At 45.0% G+C, this 17,758-nt stretch carries 16 protein-coding genes, 1 tRNA gene and 1 pseudogene; 12 read left to right on the top strand and 6 right to left on the bottom strand.

The features are described from left to right. The first annotated feature begins 5 nt into the window (after positions 1 to 5). The 8 genes from edeG (at position 6) to HPY27_RS00570 (ending at position 10,995) form a co-directional block, all read left to right on the top strand. Positions 6 to 3,371, top strand: a complete 3,366-nt coding sequence (gene edeG / locus HPY27_RS00605) for an edeine polyketide synthase EdeG (protein ID WP_174224144.1) — start codon at positions 6 to 8, stop codon at positions 3,369 to 3,371. A 43-nt stretch (positions 3,372 to 3,414) separates the two neighbouring features. After that, a complete protein-coding gene (locus tag HPY27_RS00600; RefSeq protein ID WP_173623570.1) occupies positions 3,415 to 4,458 on the top strand; it encodes a BtrH N-terminal domain-containing protein in 1,044 nt (347 codons plus the stop codon). Positions 4,459 to 4,483: 25 nt separating this feature from the next. Then, positions 4,484 to 4,720, top strand: coding sequence for a phosphopantetheine-binding protein (locus tag HPY27_RS00595; RefSeq protein WP_017249063.1), 237 nt, complete (start codon positions 4,484 to 4,486; stop codon positions 4,718 to 4,720). Positions 4,721 to 4,786: 66 nt separating this feature from the next. Beyond that, positions 4,787 to 5,755 (top strand): 2,3-diaminopropionate biosynthesis protein SbnA, encoded by a 969-nt coding sequence (gene sbnA / locus HPY27_RS00590; protein ID WP_173623569.1) that lies wholly within the window; start codon positions 4,787 to 4,789, stop codon positions 5,753 to 5,755. 46 nt (positions 5,756 to 5,801) lie between these two features. Then, positions 5,802 to 6,770, top strand: a complete 969-nt coding sequence (gene sbnB, locus HPY27_RS00585) for a 2,3-diaminopropionate biosynthesis protein SbnB (protein WP_017249061.1) — start codon at positions 5,802 to 5,804, stop codon at positions 6,768 to 6,770. Between the two features lie 24 nt (positions 6,771 to 6,794). After that, complete coding sequence (locus tag HPY27_RS00580) at positions 6,795 to 7,556, top strand: ParB N-terminal domain-containing protein (protein WP_244521691.1); 762 nt, start codon at positions 6,795 to 6,797, stop codon at positions 7,554 to 7,556. A 154-nt stretch (positions 7,557 to 7,710) separates the two neighbouring features. Further along, positions 7,711 to 10,770 carry a cyclic peptide edeine export ABC transporter EdeA gene (edeA, locus tag HPY27_RS00575; RefSeq protein ID WP_174224456.1) on the top strand — a complete coding sequence of 1,020 codons (3,060 nt, stop codon included), beginning with the start codon at positions 7,711 to 7,713 and terminating at the stop codon, positions 10,768 to 10,770. A gap of 151 nt (positions 10,771 to 10,921) precedes the next feature. Next, positions 10,922 to 10,995 (top strand) — tRNA-Gly (locus tag HPY27_RS00570). A gap of 107 nt (positions 10,996 to 11,102) precedes the next feature. Here the strand turns inward: HPY27_RS00570 and HPY27_RS00565 are convergent. Next, the gene (locus HPY27_RS00565; protein WP_017249058.1) at positions 11,103 to 11,861 is read right to left on the bottom strand and encodes an alpha/beta fold hydrolase; all 759 of its coding nucleotides are present in this window, start codon (positions 11,859 to 11,861) and stop codon (positions 11,103 to 11,105) included. A 283-nt stretch (positions 11,862 to 12,144) separates the two neighbouring features. Here HPY27_RS00565 and HPY27_RS00560 point away from each other — a divergent pair, with 283 nt between their 5' ends. Both HPY27_RS00560 and HPY27_RS00555 read left to right on the top strand, forming a co-directional pair. Further along, a complete protein-coding gene (locus HPY27_RS00560; protein ID WP_017249057.1) occupies positions 12,145 to 12,432 on the top strand; it encodes a hypothetical protein in 288 nt (95 codons plus the stop codon). 110 nt (positions 12,433 to 12,542) lie between these two features. Next, positions 12,543 to 13,460: an aldo/keto reductase gene (locus tag HPY27_RS00555; protein WP_174224143.1), complete on the top strand. Its 918-nt coding sequence runs from the start codon at positions 12,543 to 12,545 to the stop codon at positions 13,458 to 13,460. A 10-nt stretch (positions 13,461 to 13,470) separates the two neighbouring features. Here HPY27_RS00555 and HPY27_RS00550 read toward each other — a convergent pair whose 3' ends face one another. The 4 genes from HPY27_RS00550 to HPY27_RS00535 form a co-directional block, all read right to left on the bottom strand. Next, complete coding sequence (locus HPY27_RS00550) at positions 13,471 to 14,112, bottom strand: DUF3885 domain-containing protein (RefSeq protein ID WP_174224142.1); 642 nt, start codon at positions 14,110 to 14,112, stop codon at positions 13,471 to 13,473. Between the two features lie 88 nt (positions 14,113 to 14,200). Further along, positions 14,201 to 14,593, bottom strand: coding sequence for a YkvA family protein (locus HPY27_RS00545; protein WP_174224141.1), 393 nt, complete (start codon positions 14,591 to 14,593; stop codon positions 14,201 to 14,203). Positions 14,594 to 14,706: 113 nt separating this feature from the next. Next, positions 14,707 to 15,690 (bottom strand): zinc-dependent alcohol dehydrogenase family protein, encoded by a 984-nt coding sequence (locus HPY27_RS00540; RefSeq protein WP_174224140.1) that lies wholly within the window; start codon positions 15,688 to 15,690, stop codon positions 14,707 to 14,709. A 278-nt stretch (positions 15,691 to 15,968) separates the two neighbouring features. Continuing rightward, positions 15,969 to 16,178: a CDGSH iron-sulfur domain-containing protein gene (locus HPY27_RS00535; protein WP_069844813.1), complete on the bottom strand. Its 210-nt coding sequence runs from the start codon at positions 16,176 to 16,178 to the stop codon at positions 15,969 to 15,971. A gap of 190 nt (positions 16,179 to 16,368) precedes the next feature. Between HPY27_RS00535 and HPY27_RS00530 the strand changes: the two are divergent. Next, positions 16,369 to 16,538, top strand: a pseudogene (locus HPY27_RS00530) (tryptophan RNA-binding attenuation protein). 89 nt (positions 16,539 to 16,627) lie between these two features. Here HPY27_RS00530 and HPY27_RS00525 read toward each other — a convergent pair. After that, the gene (locus HPY27_RS00525) at positions 16,628 to 17,002 is read right to left on the bottom strand and encodes a DoxX family protein (RefSeq protein WP_017249052.1); all 375 of its coding nucleotides are present in this window, start codon (positions 17,000 to 17,002) and stop codon (positions 16,628 to 16,630) included. A 130-nt stretch (positions 17,003 to 17,132) separates the two neighbouring features. On the opposite strand from HPY27_RS00525, the gene HPY27_RS00520 reads away from it, so the two are divergent. After that, complete coding sequence (locus HPY27_RS00520; RefSeq protein ID WP_017249051.1) at positions 17,133 to 17,288, top strand: hypothetical protein; 156 nt, start codon at positions 17,133 to 17,135, stop codon at positions 17,286 to 17,288. The last annotated feature ends 470 nt before the right edge of the window (positions 17,289 to 17,758 follow it).

The raw sequence follows: 17,758 nt of genomic DNA, 5'->3' as shown, positions 1-17,758 counted from the left end.
ATGCAGTGAGCAAGCCATTAGGACTGAACCGAGTCAAACTGAATAAACAGCAGACGGATGCTCATTCAACAGACAGCAAATCCAATTCACACGATATTGCGGTGATTGGTGCTGCTTGCAGATTCGGAAGCGCAGAAAACCCGGCAGACTTTTGGCGTCTGTTGCAAGCTGGTCAAGATTGTGTGCGAGAGCTGCCCAGAGAGCGCCAGAACGATTTGATTCCTTTGTTACTCGCCAAAGGCTTGACGATGGAACAAATTCAATTTCGAGAAGCTGCCTACCTGAATGAAATTGATAAATTCGATCCGCAATTCTTCGGTCTTTCTCCGAAGGAAGCCAGCCAGATGGACCCGAACCAGCGCTTATTTTTGCTGACATGCTGGGAGGCGATTGAGGACGCGGGGTATGGTGGAACGATGCTCGCTGGTAGCCGTACAGGTGTATATCTGGGGTTTAGCAGTGATTTTGGTGAAGAGTATAGACGAATGATTCGAGAGCTGGAACCAGATGCGCTGTCCACCTCAATCATTGGCAATATGAAATCGGTCATCGCTTCTCGCATCTCCTACCTGTTGGATCTCAAAGGTCCGAGCATGCTTGTGGATACGTCCTGCTCCTCATCGTTGATGGCTGTTCATCTGGCATGCCAAGCAATTCGTCGAGGAGAATGTGAGATGGCGCTGGCCGGCGGTGTCAAGCTCATCTTGCTGTCTTTACAAGATGGAAGCAATGATTTGGGAATATTATCGCAATCTGGGCGTACTCGCCCTTTTGACAATAATTCAGACGGTACGGGTGTCGGTGAAGGCGTTGGCGCCGTTTTGCTAAAACCGTTGACAAAGGCTCTTGCAGACGGGGATTCGATTTATGCCGTGATCAAGGGAAGCGCCGCCAATCAAGACGGTCATTCTTTCGGGCTTACGGCGCCTAATTCATTGGCACAAGCCGAAGTGATTCAGCAGGCATGGAAAGACGCGCAGATAGACCCCGAAACCCTTTCCTATATCGAGGTGCACAGCATAGGCACTAAGCTGGGTGATCCTATGGAGATGGACGGATTGGAGAGAGCGTTTCGCCCCTACACAAACCGTCGCCAATTTTGCGGGATCGGATCGGTAAAAACGAACATCGGTCACACCGACCACGTAGCAGGTATGGCTGGTCTTTTCAAGGTGATCCTGTCTCTGAAACAAAAGCAGATACCTCCGCATTTGCACTTTCAGCGCGCGAATCGGATGATTCCTTTTGAACAATCTCCCATTTACATCCATGACACATTAACAGAGTGGGAACCAGAGCAAAGCGTGCGACGGGCTGGAATCAGTTCGTTTGGGATGAGTGGAACGAATGTGCACCTCGTAGTAGAGGAAGCACCATTCATTCAGCCTCTCAAGCAAGACGAAGGGTTTCAGGCAATCGCTTTATCCGCTAAAAGCAAGGAGAGCTTGCTCAACCTGTTGCTCCGCTTTCAGAAGTGGACCAGCAAGCCTGTGGAGGAATTGCCGACATTGGAAAGTCTCAGCTTTACGGCAAATACGGGCCGTAGTCACTACGGCTACCGTTTGCTGCTGATTTGCAGGGACATGGATGATTTTTTTGCAAAAATCTCCAAGTTGTGCGCGAGCGACTGGACAACACTTTCTGAACCAGATATTTTCTTTGGCTGGCACAAGGTAATCTCGCAGGAAAAAGCGGATAGAGAGCCTGGGATACTGACTGAGGCAGAACAACAAGCGATGAATAAGGCATCTAATGCACTTTTGCAAAAGCTTTTATTGGCGCAAAGCAAAGAGTTATCTGATCTGAAAGAGCTCGGCGAATTGTATGTGAGTGGGGCAGATGTACGCTGGAGTGCCATGTATACGTTTAAAAAGCCGCGCCGCGTGCACCTCCCTGTTTATCCGTTTGAGCGTAAGCGTTGTTGGCTGGACATCTCTTCCCTTCATTCTCTTGACAAGGATGCCGGGAGAGAAAAAGACAATGTTGCACCGCAAATATCTGGAGAAGCGAAGCTGCCAAACGTGGTGGTACGTGGGAGACAACAGGATACCTTCACCGTTTTAGAGCAAGAGCTGGCTAACATTTGGGGATATGTTCTGGGGCTTGAAGAAGTAGACGTCCATGACAATTTTTACGAGCTGGGCGGGGACTCGATCATCGCGATTAGAATGATCAGCGAAATCTCAAAGCGGATGAACCGAGAAGTAGAAGTACAAGACCTGCTTACCCATTTGACGATTTCCGATTTTGCTGCCTATCTTGATGCTGCTGGGCATGAAGTTGAACAGGTTGCGAAAGCAGAGGCAGCTGCTACTGCCGTCCAAACTGTTCAACCACGAAACACAAAATCATTGCATGGTACGCAAATCAAACGCAGCTCGTATGCCGATGTCAGTCAATTATCCTGGCGTCAATGGAATTGTTATGATCGCGGCCTCGCTTTATTAATGGAAGAGCAGGATGCCCATCTGATTCCGTATTTTAAGCTTTTTCTAGGGTTGAAGCGCGGCTATCAGCTTGATGCTGAGGGGTACCCCTATTCGTATCGGGAGCATGCTGAGGTTATGGGATATTTGTCGGATGAGGAGATGCTTTACAAATTTGGCTATCGAGTCAAACTCGTGCCTGTCGCTCGTCTGGATGAATTGCATGAGTCGATCATACACCAGTTGGATCAAGGCAAGCCAGTAATGGTTGCGTTTGACGAGTACTACACCTTTTACACGCCGCAATACCAGAAGGAACATACCGATCATCTCACCGTCATCACTGGCTATGACCATGACAAGCAGGTTTATACGATCATCAATCACAATCATTTGACTCGCGGGCAGGCTCAACGAATCCAGTACGATAAATTTTCCACCACGTATCAAACGCTTGAGGAGATTTATGCGAATTTAGAGCCGCAATCCCGGCTGATCATGGTGCTCGATCGCGTTACAGATGACGAAGCAATCTTACGTACCAGCGCGGAACAGGAGTTGCTGTGTTTACTAAAAGCGGTTGAGAGTAAACAGCAAGTTGGCCGTGAGCTTACGCTGTTGCTGTCACTAACGGAGCAGCCAGACAACTATTTTCATGAAGCCAATTTAAACGAGCTCTACGTTCAATTAGGCGGGAAAGAACTGTGGATGGAAACATTAGTGGACTGGTACATACCACAGGCGGATCAGTCTGTACGCGAAATGGCGGAGGAGATTTTGCAGGCATCCAATCACGTGGTGAACCGCTATGCTCTTAGCTTATACAAAGAAAAAATGTTGAAGCGATCCGATATGGAAGCTGCTGTCGATAAGGTGAGGTCTCTCACTAGTCAATTTTTGCAACAAGTATTTGCCTTGCGAGAACGTGATTCGGATATCCGATAGTCGCATGTGTTTACCATTACGATAGACAGGAAGGAGAGTGCTCATGTCACTCACCGAGATTCAACCGAGCAAGCATCCGAACCTGGATTGCATCGGTGCTTCTATCTACACAGTTCTGAAATACCTGAACTTTTCCGCCTTGGAAACAGCATGGAAGCAGTGCGGTGCCATCTATCTTAAAACGCAGGATTCGCCTTATGGAGATATAAATGGTCAATACATGAGAACAGTCGATGAGTTGAAGTGGATTCACAATATCCGCGTAGAAGGACGGGCTGAACCAGAAGACGACCTATTTTTGGCAAATATACAAGATCGTTTGGAACGGGAGGTACCGACAATCGTCCTCTGCAATATGGCAGAACTCCCGTACAACCCTTATTATCAGGACCTGCCAGAAATGCATAGCATCATTGTCACAGGTAGAGAAGATAACCAGCTTCTGATCGTCGATGATTACTACCGCTACAAAGGACTGTTGCCCATCGAGCAATTTTTACAGGCTAGTAACTCTTCCTATCGGGATGCAGGTACAGGTGAATGGTATCCACTCCACAATCGTTCATTTGAATTGGTACTTTCCGATTCCCTGCATCCGACGCCCGATCAGTTGATAGAAGCAGTCAGAAGCAATCTCAGCGTACTAGAGGGTCGTTGCGAAGTAAGTCAAATCAAGCGGGAGTTGGATGTACCCGACGATGTCAACGTCGAGGTTGGGTTGAAATCGCTTGATCCTTTTCTCAAAGACGTAGAGGCTTTTCTCGCTAGCGGAGTGGAGATTACAGACGATCATCTCGATATCCTTAACCACAGCTTGATCAGCATGGCCCAAACACGAGCGATGTATGCCAATGTCCTGCAGGCGATCAGTGAGAAGTACGAAAACTTTGCAGATCTTGCCGAGCAGTATCGCAGTATCGGGCATCAATGGAAAATTACGACCAATATGATTCTTAAGGCTTTTGACAGTAATCGCAGTGACATGGTTCATCGCGTTCTCCAAAAAATCAGCAGCATACAAACACAGGAATATGAAGCGGTCGTTAAAACAAGAGAAGTACTGGAACGAGTTGGCGTTGTTGTGTAAGCATCTACCACTTGGAGGGACTCCTATGGAAAGGGAAAACGAAGTATACGAGACGCTCCTCCGGTTGTTTTCTGAGTACGTGAACGAAAGCGGAGAACTTACGGAGTACATTGATTCCTTGACCTTTATCAAGTCGGTCGTAAAGGTTGAAAAGGAGTTTGGCATTGAATTCGATGATGACATGCTCCATTTGGAAAACTTTCAAGATATGAAAACGTTGGCAGGTTACATCCAGCAAAAAATGGATGAAAAATCTGCCTGATCGAAGGGCCAAGATGTATATAGTCAATCGGACGAAGACGGGAAAAATCGGGAGTGAGGGCTCAATATGCTAACAAAAATGATGGCCATAAGTCACATGATTGGCAATACGCCTTTAAACAAACTTGAACATGAGCACATCAATCTGTTTTGCAAGCTGGAATACAACAACCTCATGGGAAGTGTAAAAGTGAGGCCGGCCTTTTACATATTACAGGAGGCGATCAAAAGAGGAGAGATCACGCAGGAAACTACTGTAATCGAATCTTCTTCGGGAAATTTTGCTATCGCTTTGGCGACTTTGTGCAAGCGACTCGGAATTAAATTTATTCCAGTCATCGATCCAAACATCAATCCCGTCTACGAGAACTTGCTCAGGGCATTTTCCCATGAGGTCGTAAAAGTAACGGACCGTGACGAGACAGGAGGATTTCTCCTAACGCGCATCCAAACGGTCAATCGCCTGCTGAATGAGACGAATAACTCGTTTTGGACCAATCAGTACGGAAATCCGGATAGCGCTCGAGCCCATTACTACGGACTGGGAGCCGAGATCGCAGACAGCTTTGAGACATTGGACTATGCTTTTATCGGCGTTAGCTCTGGGGGCACGATTACTGGAATTTCGCAGCGATTGAAGGAACGTTTTCCAGACATCAAAATCATTGCTGTCGATACAGAAGGATCCGTTATCTTTGGACAAGAGCCGCAAAAACGATACATCCCGGGAATTGGATCGAGCATGCGGCCTGACATACTTAAGGGCGCGATTATTGATGAGGTCGTCCATGTTTCGGAGGAGGACACAGTCAAGGCTTGCTATCAGCTGTACGCTGAGCATGGCATTTTTGCTGGAGGATCTTCTGGGACTTCCTACTGGGCGATTGAAAAGTATTTCAAAGATCAAAAGCACGTAGCCAAGCCAAATGTTGTCTTTTTATGCCCAGACGGCGGTATGCCCTATGTCAATACCGTATACAACCAGGAATGGGTTCAGTGGTTACACCAGCAAAAGCATTCTTTCGTTGGCAATTAAGCAGTGTCTAATCAAATCTACTACGATAAGCAGGGTGGGATGCACGGTGTTATATCTAAACACGAGTGATATCGAAAAGATCGGCAAGAATTGGAAGGAAACCATTGATGTAATTGAACATGCTGTGCATGCCTTACAAAAGGAAGATTATGCGCAGCCGATTAAACCTTATTTGCGATATCATGACATGTCAAACCGCATTATTGCCATGCCAGCATTTGTAGGCGGAGATACCTACATGGCGGGAATCAAGTGGATTGCCAGTTTCCCGAAAAACCTCCAAGAGGGTATCCAACGCGCGCATTCGATTACCATCCTGAACGAAGCCAGAACGGGTAAGCCTGTGGCAACGATTAATACGGCTCTGGTCAGCGGCATTCGAACTGCTTCTGTTTCCGGTCTTCTCCTCAAGCATTACGAACAAGTACGCCCCCTGCAAAATGTAACGGTCGGAATTATCGGATTTGGTCCGATTGGCAGACTTCATCTGCAAATGGTAACGGCCTTATTAGGAGAGAAGATCGCCAAGGTGGTTCTCTATGACATTGCGGGTATCCAACAGGAGTATATTCCGGCTGAGATCAAAGAGAAAACGGTTATCGCGCAAACGTGGGAAGAAGCATACTGCGAAGCAGATGTGTTCATTACGTGCACAGTATCACCGCATGGTTTTATTGACAAGCAACCAAAACGTCATTCCTTGTTGTTAAATGTGTCGTTACGCGACTTTACACCAAAAATTCTCGACTATACCCGCTCCATTATCGTAGACGACTGGATCGAAGTTTGCCGTGAGAACACGGACATCGAGATCATGCATCTAGAGAGAGGGTTGCAAAAAGAAGATACCAAATCCATCACAGATATCGTCTGCCTTGACCAGATGAAAGACTTTCCACAAGATGAGCCCATCATGTTTAATCCGATGGGGATGGCGATTTTTGATATCGCCATTGCTGGCTACTATTACAAACAAGCACTCTCGCAGGGGATCGGAACTCACTTGCAAGACTAACTGGAGGTTACCATTTTGTACGATGTGCTGGCAAATCTAAAACTGGTAGAGTCATCTCGAATTTGTTTGCACGAGTCACATGAATACAAGCGACTACACAAGACCAGACAGATCATTGAGGAGGAAGGGATTTTGCGCCATCCTCCGCTGGCGATTCTCATGCAAAACGGCCAGTATTTGATCATTGATGGTGCACATCGGACCTTTGCTCTTCAAGCGCTTGGGTGCAAACATATCCCCGTACAGGTAGTGGAGCATGAGGATTTTCACTTGGATATGTGGGATCATATTGTGCCAGTCGCTACATGGTTGCAATCAGTGGAGCAAGATTCTGTGTTTCGATGGGAAACAGAGCGTTTACGAGAAACGCCTGTGGCAGAAATGAAGATAGGGAACAAGAAACGCTTCTATCTGTATCCAAATGAGAATCGGCACGATGATGAGTGGCGAATGACGCTATGGCGTCAATTAGTGGACAGTTACAACTATAGCCACCAGGTGCATCGTCTGCCCACAGGGATGCTCGAATGGCCGGAAACAGGAGCCGCCTTGATACGGTTCCCGCCAATCAGTCTGGCAGAATTGGAGCGTATTGTATCGGAAGGGCATGTTTTGCCTGCGGGTGTTACCCGTTTTGAAATAGATGGGCGTCTATTAAACTTGTGTATCCCGATTAGCCTATTGAAACAGGAGCAAATCGAGCTAGAACAGTGGGAGCGATTGGTTAAAAAATGGAGAGAAACCTTGCGCCTCTACTCGAAACCCGTGTATATGTGCGATGCGTAATAGGAAACCGTGGCGAGTTTGATTCGCCACGGTTTCTATCCAATCCCAATTACATCACGTACTGGTTGCGGTCTTTCCCACAGACGCAGTGCCTAAAAAGGAGTGGATCATTCTGCAAAAGATCATAGATGAGTCGAGACGAAAACTAGGGTTCTTGCTGATGTGTCTGGTTCTCGTACTTTCCGGCAGTATGCCCGTGTACGCCGAAACGAGCGTTCGACAGGATACGGAAATCATAACGGCAATCGAACAGCTAGTCAATAAAACCATGGAGTCGGAAAAAATCCCGGGTGCAGCTGTTGTGGTCGTCAAAGAGGGGAAAACCATTTATAAGCAATCGTTTGGTTTCTCTGACACCCAGAAGCAAGAGCGGGTTACTGCTGACACATTGTTTGAAATCGGATCGAACTCCAAAGCCTTTACGTCGCTAGCTGTTCACCAGCTTGTCGAGCAAAAGCGACTTTCGCTGGACGATCCGGTTCAGAGCTATATCCCGTGGTTTCGCGTTACCTATAAAGGACAACAGCAACCGATCCTGATTAAGCATTTGCTGTATCATACCAGCGGGATTCCTTTTGAAAGCATTGGCTCCATCCCTATTTCTTCCAGTGAGAATGCAATCGAAGAAACCGTGCGAGCGATCAATGATACTGAACTGGTTCGCAAGCCGGGGACCGAGTATGAATACGCCACCATTAACTACGATATCCTGGGCTATGTGGTCGAGAAAGTTACCGGACAGTCCTATGAACAGTATGTGCAGCAACAAGTCATTGCTAAATTGGGGCTAACCCATACCTTTTTGAAGGCACAGGCACCCGTGGCAGAGATGGCAAGAGGGCACAAAATCGAACTATTTTCCCCACGCGTGTATGATGCACCGGAATATCGTGGAAATACGCCAGCCGGTTATGTCGTTTCCAATTTAAACGATATGGAACGATGGTTGCAGATTCAGTTGGGGTTGGAGGCATCTGCATTTCGTCCTGAGCTGGTGCGTGCTTCCCATCTTCCTGATCGTTCGGTAGCTCCTGCTGGAGATGGTTTTTCGTATGCATCAGGCTGGATGATTTATCAGGATGGTGGAGGGCAAATTTCGCATGGCGGCAATAACCCTGCATTTTCTTCGTACATGGTATTTCGTCCAGAGGAAAAGCTGGGCGCCGTCGTTTTGACCAATATCAACTCGTTGAACGCATCTGTTATCGCAGAGGGGGCCGTCAATCTCGTACTAGGCAAAGAAGCTCCCTTAATCGTGTCTGACACCAATCTTCAAGCGGATCGTATGGCAAGCATTTCTCTCGTGATCCTTGGTATCCTTTTGTTGGTACTTGGTGGGGCGATCGTGCAGATTTTCGTGCAAGTTTATCGAGGCGAACGAAAACTCACCGCGAATGCGGGGCGAATCTGTCTGGCATCCTTCGTTGCATTTGTTGTCATGGGAAGTGTTTTGACAGCCGCCTTATACTACTTGCCAGATGTTTTTTTTATGGGCTTACCATGGTCGTTCATCGAGGTTTGGCTTCCCATCACCATTTTTTACGCTATGTACGCATTGGTGGCAGGACTCGTTCTGTTTAATGTCTACATCACACTCACCCGCTTGTTCCCGAAATCGCAAGAAACATCCATGACCTCTATTGTCATACAGGGGCTGATCAGCGGATTTGGGAATGCGCTGATTATTTTTATGATCAATCTGGCGCTCACTTCTACAAACAAGTTTCATGCATCCATTTTCCTGTATTTTCTCCTGGGTATCTTGTTGTATATCGTCGGGGAGAAAATGATGCGTAGCCGATTGATTGTGATCACAAATGAAATCGTATACGAAAAAAGAATGGAACTGATCCGCAAAATTTTTCGGACCCCTTATCAAAAGTACGAGACACTTGATAACGGTGAAATATATGCGGGGTTAAATAATGATACGGAAACGATTAGTACGTTCGCCAATAGTGTCGTTGTGGCACTAACTAGTGCGGTTACACTCGTGTTTTGCTTCATTTATCTAGGCTCGCTGGATCTATACGGATTTTTGTTTTGTCTGGCTGTCATTTTTGTGGCTGTAGGCTTGTATACGCTGGCAGGTCGCTTTGCAAACAAAGTATGGGAGGAAACCAGAGACATCCAAAATGTGTTTTTCTCCTATATTACCGATATGATCGGGGGCTTCAAGGAGCTGTATCTAACGCAGGCCCAACGAAAAGAATTCGAAGAAGACATGGAAAGAAGCTGCTCTGACTATCGACATAAGAAATCAGCGGGCCAATTTAAATTTGTGAACGTGTATTTGATTGGGGAATTGCTATTCGTCGTGGTAATCGGTACGGTTGCCTTTTTATTCCCGGTTCTCTTCCCTTCCCTGCAAAAAGAAATGCTGATTAGTTATGTGTTTGTCTTCCTGTATATGACAGGGCCCGTTCACGGTATTTTGAATGCGGTACCGGAGCTGATTCGGATCAAGATCAGCTGGCAGAGATTGAATGCGCTGCTTGATTCGTTATCAGTGGAGACGAGAAGAGAAGAGGAAACCTTGGCTGAGCGGAACACGCAAGACTTTGAGACATTTTCAACTGAACAGGTGCGTTTCCGATACAAAAACAAAGAGGGCGAAGAGTTTTCCGTAGGGCCGCTGGACTTCTCCTGCCAAAAAGGGGAAATCGTCTTCATTGTTGGTGGGAACGGTAGCGGGAAGTCAACGTTTGCCAAGCTGATTACCGGATTGTATGAGCAAGATGAGGGCGAGTTTTTTATGAACGGCCAAAAAGTGAATGCTGATCAACGCTGCGAATTCTTCTCCGCGATTTTCAGTGATTTCTACCTGTTTGAGAAGATGTATGGAATCGATTACCAAGCAAAACAAGAAGAAGTGAGCAAACATTTAGAGGTGCTTCGCATCGCTGACAAAGTAGAAGTGGATGAAACGGGAACGTTTAGCACGACGAAGCTGTCTACGGGGCAGCGTAAGCGTCTTGCCTTAATGCTCAGTCTAGTCAGAGATCGGCCCATTTTCCTCTTTGACGAGTGGGCTGCTGACCAAGATCCAGAATATCGTCAATTCTTTTACGAATCCTTGCTGCCAGAAATGAAAAGACAGGGCAAATGTGTAATTGCGATCACACACGACGATCGCTACTTCCATCTTGCTGATCAGGTAGTGAAAATGGAGAGTGGGCGAATTATTTCGGAGCAAACACTTGCGCATGCCTGATGGCAAAGCATGCAGAGAAGACCGTACGGGGACGATACCCGGCGGTCTTTTCTTACATGAGTGGCACGGCTCCATTCGATTAGATGTACTAGACAAACAATTCAGACAGTTATATAATTGGAAGCAGTTGGAATGAATGCGATAACATCATGCGGGTGTAGTTCAATGGTAGAACTCCGGCTTCCCAAGCCTGCGGCGTGGGTTCGATTCCCATCACCCGCTCCATACGAAATGGTAGAAAAGCCTTTGCTTACAAAGGCTTTTCTTTTCTTGTTTGTTCAAATAAGTTTTAGACTGATCCGATCAAAGAAAACACTGATGAACGAATGACCTCAATTACTTTGAGCTTTACATAAAAGTAGCATGTCTTTAACGATATCGACTACAACATTTGGCTGATCAATATGAATTGCATGACCGGCATTTTCAACAATTATATGCTTACTACGGGTTGATAATTTAGTAAGCTCTTTATGTAATGCGATCCAAGCAGACATAGATTCAGGATTATGATGAGGTTGTAATGTACCTGATACGACAATGAGCGGCTTGTTACCAAGTGATTTAGATTTTCGAGCTTGATCAAAGCTTTCTTCAATTTCTTGAATAGAGCCTTCAAGAACAAACTGACTATAGTACTCTGCCTGAACTTCTTCCGAAAATAAAGGAACCATGATTCTATTTTGATCTTCATGAGAGGGATCTAATAAAATCACCCCGGCAACTTCTTCTGGATATGTACTTGCATATAGTCGAACATTCAATCCCCCAAAAGAGTGCCCGACCAAAACATAAGGGGGGGACACGTTTGCTTTCTGAAGCAAGCTTCTAAGATTCTCAATGATTTGCTGACTATGTCGAGGTCTCTCATCACTTTCACTTTCACCTATACCTGCTCTATCATAAATGAACATCCTTGTTTGGTTTGAAATTTCAGTACTAATGGAACTCCAGTAGTTTAATGTGCACCCATAACCAGAATCAAAAACCACCGTTGGAAAATCACTTATTTCACCATAATATTTAAAACATAGTTTAACTCCGCCTATGTCGAGTTTTTGACTCGTTTCATTTATTACCATGTCACTCATTTTATCTCCTCCAGATATTATTCATTAGGTGAATTTCCACAAACAATTTAATAATCCCTTTTTTTGTAAGTTTACTTGCATGAACAATGGAGATGCCTTGCCCATTAGTTGAATAATTTACCATCAGTCTAGTACTTTATTTTCTAGTCTAAAACTTTATTTTCATGGAACAAGCGAAACTTTTAAGTGGTTCATGAGTATTTTCATGTAGATAAACCCGAAGGAGGGTGTGCGATGAAGGAGATGAATTACGGTCATTAACTTCCCAAAAAGGAGGTTAGTGATGAGTAAAAGTTATAAGAAGTTCCCGGTTGTAAAGGACAAGACTGGACCAAGTAAAAAGTTTGCAAAACGGTTAGCAAGTAAGGCTGTAAGAAGATACAGCTCTGGCATTCATGCGGGACGCATGTATCGAAAAATTTTTTGCTCATGGATTATTAATGATTTCTGGTTTTACAAGTCATTTCGAGAGGCTATTCGAGATTGGGAGACAAGCGATGTCCCTAAGGTGAAGGCGAAGACGAGAAAACAAATCATCAACGAATGGGCGAAATATTACTACCGAAAATAGAAGAATCACAGGTGTACAGGGAAGTTACACCAAACAAGAGTCCTTCCAGGTAATTGGGGAAGGCTCTTTGCTCTATCGCACGACCCACTTATAAGAATCGGGGGTTTGACATGAGAACCATACCACTCGGCACGAGCAAGTTAGAAGTACCAGTCATCGCAATTGGGTGCATGAGGATAGGGTCACTAGACAAGCCGCAAGCGGAGCGCTTCGTACAAACGGCGCTTGAAGAAGGTGCGAATTTCTTCGACCATGCAGATATTTACGGAAAGGGCAGATGTGAGGAAGTATTTGCAGAAGCGATTCAGATGAGCCCTAGCGTTCGTGAGCGTATCCTTTTGCAATCGAAATGTGGCATTCGGCCCGGCATGTTCGACTTTTCCAAAGAATATATTTTGAATGCTGTGGATGGCATTCTACAACGTCTAAAAACGGAATATTTAGATGTATTGCTGTTGCATCGCCCAGACACTCTTGTCGAGCCGGAAGAAGTAGCGGAAGCGTTCGATCTTCTGGAAAGCACGGGTAAAGTACGCCACTTTGGCGTCTCCAATCAAAATCCGATGCAGATCCAGCTGTTAAACAAGTATGTGAAGCAACCAATCGTCGCTAACCAGTTGCAGCTCAGCATGATGAACGCAACGATGATTTCGCAAGGCTTCAACGTCAATATGGAGAACAACTCGGCTGTGAACCGCGATGGCAGTGTACTCGACTTTTGCAGGCTGCATGATATTACGATTCAGCCTTGGTCGCCGTTCCAGTATGGATTTTTCGAAGGATCTTTCCTTGGGAACGAGAAATTTCCTGAGTTGAACAAAAAAATCGATGAAATGGCAGCTAAATATGAAGTATCCAACACAACAATCGCCATCGCTTGGTTACTACGGCACCCGGCGAACATGCAACCTGTCATTGGCACGACGAATATCGACCGAATGAAAGAGTGCGTGAAAGCGACCCATATTCGTTTGACGCGAGAAGAGTGGTATGACATCTATCGCTCTGCCGGAAATGTGTTGCCGTAACTGATTCCATTTACAAAAATACCTGATCGATCTTGGCTCTGTCATAATCTAATATCCAATGAGGATAGCTGGCATATATCCCTCTGATTGTTTCAGGAGAAGTGGCTAATAAATCACAGCCTCGATCGTCATAGATGTGAAAGATGGTATGTTTGCTCGTATTGATAAAGTAGACGCGATGAAAAATACGTGGTTTTAATCCCATATCCTGACGGCAGATTGCTTTTATCATGGGAACATAGGCAAAGTCCGACGTCTTACACTTCATGAAGAACCGATGCGTTCGATAGACTTCATTCTCATCGTCTTCTGGAAAAACATAAGGAATGGTATTTTGCCTAAGCTTATACAAAAGTGATTTATTCTTCACATACTTGGAAAAGGCGTTCAATTTACGATTAAAAGCCCGACCGTCTCCAAAATCGTTTACATCCACTACGATATAGATGTCATCTTTAGGTGCATGTAAAGTCTTAAATAAAGTAATTGCTCGACTATTAACCCCCTGTAAATAGGGGCAATTTTCATAAACGTCATGGTAATCGTAGTTCACACCCAGCTCAAAGCGGATTCCAATATCCCAGTTGTAGAACAAAGGTGGTCTAAGCATTAACGTTGGAAATGTATGATGTAAATACTCGGGTAACGTCATCAAAGCACCTCGCTCTACTAGAATCATTCGGATAAAAAAATAGGAGAGAACAGAGACTCTCCTACTATCCATTGAATGGATTGTGCCTCTATTCCTGTAAAAAATCTTTTCCTTTCCACTCTTTGTACAGAGTAAGGTCGCTGCTCACTTGTCGAAACACCAATCCAATGATTGTCGCGTCATCTAGTAAACCAGCAACAGGAATAAAATCTGTGATGGCGTCTATGGGTGAAACAAAGTACAAAATCCCGCCAATAATCATCAATATGGATTTAACAGGGATTGTTCGATATTTTCCACTCGTCCAATCACCGAAAATATGAAAGAGGAGCTGTAAATTCTCCCAAGCATCTCCGATCGCTTTTTTATCTGCTTTTTTCATTGCTTTTTTTAGGAGATTTGATGCTTTTTCTTTATCGTTCAGATATTCAGAGGCTTTTGATTCATAATTTTTAAGAAACATCTTTTCATGTTTAGCCATAGGACCTCCTATGTTTCGTCGAAGCCAAAAAGGGCGAGAATACGCTCATGTTTGGCTTCATGTTATGTAAACCACTTGTACATCCCTACAGAACGAGAGCCGTATAGGACCAATTACACCAAGATGATTTTCCCCGTACGCTGACGGTTCTCCGCAAATTGCACTGCTTCTTTAACATCATGCAAAGCAAATTTCTCTCCAGGCTCTGCGAAAAGGAGCTTCCCATTCTGAACGAGCTCGATGACTTTCTCAAACGTTTCGTGCCAGGTAGACACGGAAACTCGTTGATTCCAGTGGCGCAATAAAAATAGTTGAGGGAGAACGCCAAGCTCTTTCGAAATGATCGACCAATCCACTTGAACTCCCGATAAAAGACCTAACGACAAGAAGATTCTGCCAGCACGTGTAGACTTCGCCAGCTCTAAACCATCTGGACCGCCAATGGAATCAATAGACGCATGAGCACCTTGTCCGTTCGTTACACTCATGATGGCATCATAAATAGACACACGTGAACTGTCGATGACATGCCACGCCCCAAGTTGCATCAACTCCTCGGTAAATTTTGCGTTTCGGACGATGGCGATCACTCTAAAACCAAAAAAAGCGGATAGCTGAATAAATAAGCGGCCAATGGCTGAGTTGGCTGCATTGACTAACAAAAACTGATGGGGAGACAGTTGAAGCGTCTCATTGCAGATGACCCACGCAGTGATGGGGTTGATGTACAATCGACAGGCGATATCATCTGGGATCGAATCGGGAACCGCAATGGCTAGCTCGGCTGTCGTTTTTACGTATTCTTGCCATGTACCCTCACCGCGCAAAGGCAGAACACGTTTCCCGATAAGAGAGCGGGGAGCAAAAGGACCTGTATCCATAACGGTACCAACCCCCTCATACCCAGGAATGGCGGGAAGGTTGATGCGATGCTTGTAGGCACCACGAATCGGAATGACGTCAGAAGGATTAATAGGACGTGCGCTCATTTTTACCAAAATTTCATCTTGCTTCAGAGGTTCAATCAGCCGCTGTTCAACCTTCAATACTTCATGGGGTTCGCCAAATTGATCGTAACGTACTGTTTGTGCATACATGGTTGTGAACTCCTAACTTTGTCAGGCATAACTGAACGAAGGATCGTTCTTCGTCAATGCGTATGGGATCGGAATGTCATTATTGTAGGTATAAAAAATAAACGCCGTCAATCAAAACGAGAACTTGGCTTGCGGAATGTTAGAGAATCTGGACAATCATGAAAAATAAGACCGCTCCTAAAAATGCCGTGGTTCTTCAAAATTATACCAATGAGGAAACAAATTTACATCATAAGTGATCGATAATTGAAAAAAGAGCGCATCTGCGCTCTTTCAAATCATGCTTTTGCCCGTGGTGCACTTTCAAAACCTACTTTTTTATGCGTGCCATCACAGAACGGTTTCTTCTCGGATTGACCGCATCTACAGAGTGAAAAAGATGAACCGACTTCATACTTGTCGCCTGCTCCATCCAGCAATTCAACTGCACCAGTCACACGAATTGATCCATTGTCGTTAATCTTGATGGTTACTTTTTCTTGATCCACATGTCATCCCTCCTTTTTTACTATCTTTACCTACTATGATTTCGAGCAGAAGGGTATGTGAAAAATAATTGTTTGACTACATAGGAAGAGCCAGCCATCGCGATAGTGAACTTGCTGGCAGAACATGACGAATTCGTGTTAAAATCAGGACAAGGTACGGTTATTTTTAGCAGGGAAAGGGTTTTGCCTCATGACGATTTCAATGGATGACTTAGAGCAATCCTGCTGGGAATGCGAAGGCAAGGGGACTCTAGTGAATGAAACAAGCAAGAGGAATCATGCCCCAAATGCCAAGGTAAGGGAGCGATTCTTACCGCACAAGGTCAGACCCTCTTACACTTTATAAAAAAGCATTTGTAAACGAACGAGCTTGAAGAAAAAGCGGGAGGCCGTCAGATCCTCACCTAGCTACGGGTGGGAACTGACGGCCTTTTTTGTGAGCAGTCGGATTAAATCGGAGTAGCGTTATTCGGCTGTTTTTTGCTACCACTCTGGCGACCGATAAGCAAGAAAACAAGGAGTAAGACAAACGGAATCACTACAGTAGTCGTGTCACCGTGTAGCAGAAGCGTGATTGTAGCACCAAGCATGATGACTGCGAGCGTATAGGCGGCGTAACGCGCATACTTTTTTATCAGTAAGCCCAGTCCGCCAAGCACTTCGCCTAAACCGATCACAACTTGGAACCAATGGGGGAACCCGAATGCTTGAAAAGCGAGTGATGCTTCTGGATCGCCAATCAGCTTACTCATACCAGCTGAAAGGAACATCAAGCACAACCCTATTAACATTACCCATTTTGCGATACTACGCAGACCTATCATACTGAAATCCTCCAATCGTTTCGTTGATGGATTCAGTATAAACCGCCCATTATGACATCTTTTGTCATATAGCAATGACTGAACGTTCTGCAAAGGATCGACCAATCTGCGGTATGGATGTCCGGTCTTTTTGGAAAACAAAACACCAGAAAACTTTGTTAGCCTTTTAGAAGATAAAGCGTCTACAATTCAGCGCAAAATTCAAAACCTGCAGCAAATCCAACAAATGATTGAAACGAAGCTTAGCTTGACCAAGGAAGCCATCAAAACCGATTTTTCATTATAGAAGAACTTTCGGAGGAAAAATTATTTTCCAGTGATGCCATTCTAGATTGTACGGACCGAGACTTTGTACGGGCTGTTTCTGATTTTATTGATGCGCCCCATACGTATCGGCTCGATATGGGGTATCTAATTGGAGCGATGGTTTCATGTAATCAACTATTGTCAGCAGATTACGAAAACTATTCGAATTTATATATGAAACAAACAGAAAATCATGAAGCGATAACTTGCAAGCCCACGAACTTCAAATCGGGGAATATTCGTATGAAGAATACGTCCTAGATGCGGTAACCAAAAATACTAGCGAAGAGTATGTGACAAAAATAACGATAGAGGTTCAGAAATAGAAGGTGTTAGGCAAAGCAGAAATACTTTAAAAAGAAAGGCAGAATGGAACTCGACAATCGAGTCCTACTCTGCCTTTCTTTTTAAAACTCGGAAAATAGAGATTAATAGGAGCATTCCTGTAAG

The sequence above is a fragment of the Brevibacillus sp. HB1.1 genome, from assembly GCF_013332445.1.
GTDB classification, from domain to species: domain Bacteria; phylum Bacillota; class Bacilli; order Brevibacillales; family Brevibacillaceae; genus Brevibacillus; species Brevibacillus porteri.
Note: the sequence above shows the minus strand (reverse complement) of the source record. Positions and strands in the feature narration are given on the sequence as shown.

Excerpts from the sequence above, each read along its gene's own strand:
- HPY27_RS00600 (WP_173623570.1), top strand. The coding sequence starts at position 3,415 with ATGTCACTCACCGAGATTCAACCGAGCAAGCATCCGAACCTGGATTGC.
- HPY27_RS00595 (WP_017249063.1), top strand. The coding sequence starts at position 4,484 with ATGGAAAGGGAAAACGAAGTATACGAGACGCTCCTCCGGTTGTTTTCT.
- sbnA (WP_173623569.1), top strand. The coding sequence starts at position 4,787 with ATGCTAACAAAAATGATGGCCATAAGTCACATGATTGGCAATACGCCT.
- HPY27_RS00565 (WP_017249058.1), bottom strand. The coding sequence starts at position 11,861 with ATGAGTGACATGGTAATAAATGAAACGAGTCAAAAACTCGACATAGGC.
- HPY27_RS00560 (WP_017249057.1), top strand. The coding sequence starts at position 12,145 with ATGAGTAAAAGTTATAAGAAGTTCCCGGTTGTAAAGGACAAGACTGGA.
- HPY27_RS00555 (WP_174224143.1), top strand. The coding sequence starts at position 12,543 with ATGAGAACCATACCACTCGGCACGAGCAAGTTAGAAGTACCAGTCATC.
- HPY27_RS00550 (WP_174224142.1), bottom strand. The coding sequence starts at position 14,112 with ATGACGTTACCCGAGTATTTACATCATACATTTCCAACGTTAATGCTT.
- HPY27_RS00545 (WP_174224141.1), bottom strand. The coding sequence starts at position 14,593 with ATGGCTAAACATGAAAAGATGTTTCTTAAAAATTATGAATCAAAAGCC.
- HPY27_RS00540 (WP_174224140.1), bottom strand. The coding sequence starts at position 15,690 with ATGTATGCACAAACAGTACGTTACGATCAATTTGGCGAACCCCATGAA.
- HPY27_RS00525 (WP_017249052.1), bottom strand. The coding sequence starts at position 17,002 with ATGATAGGTCTGCGTAGTATCGCAAAATGGGTAATGTTAATAGGGTTG.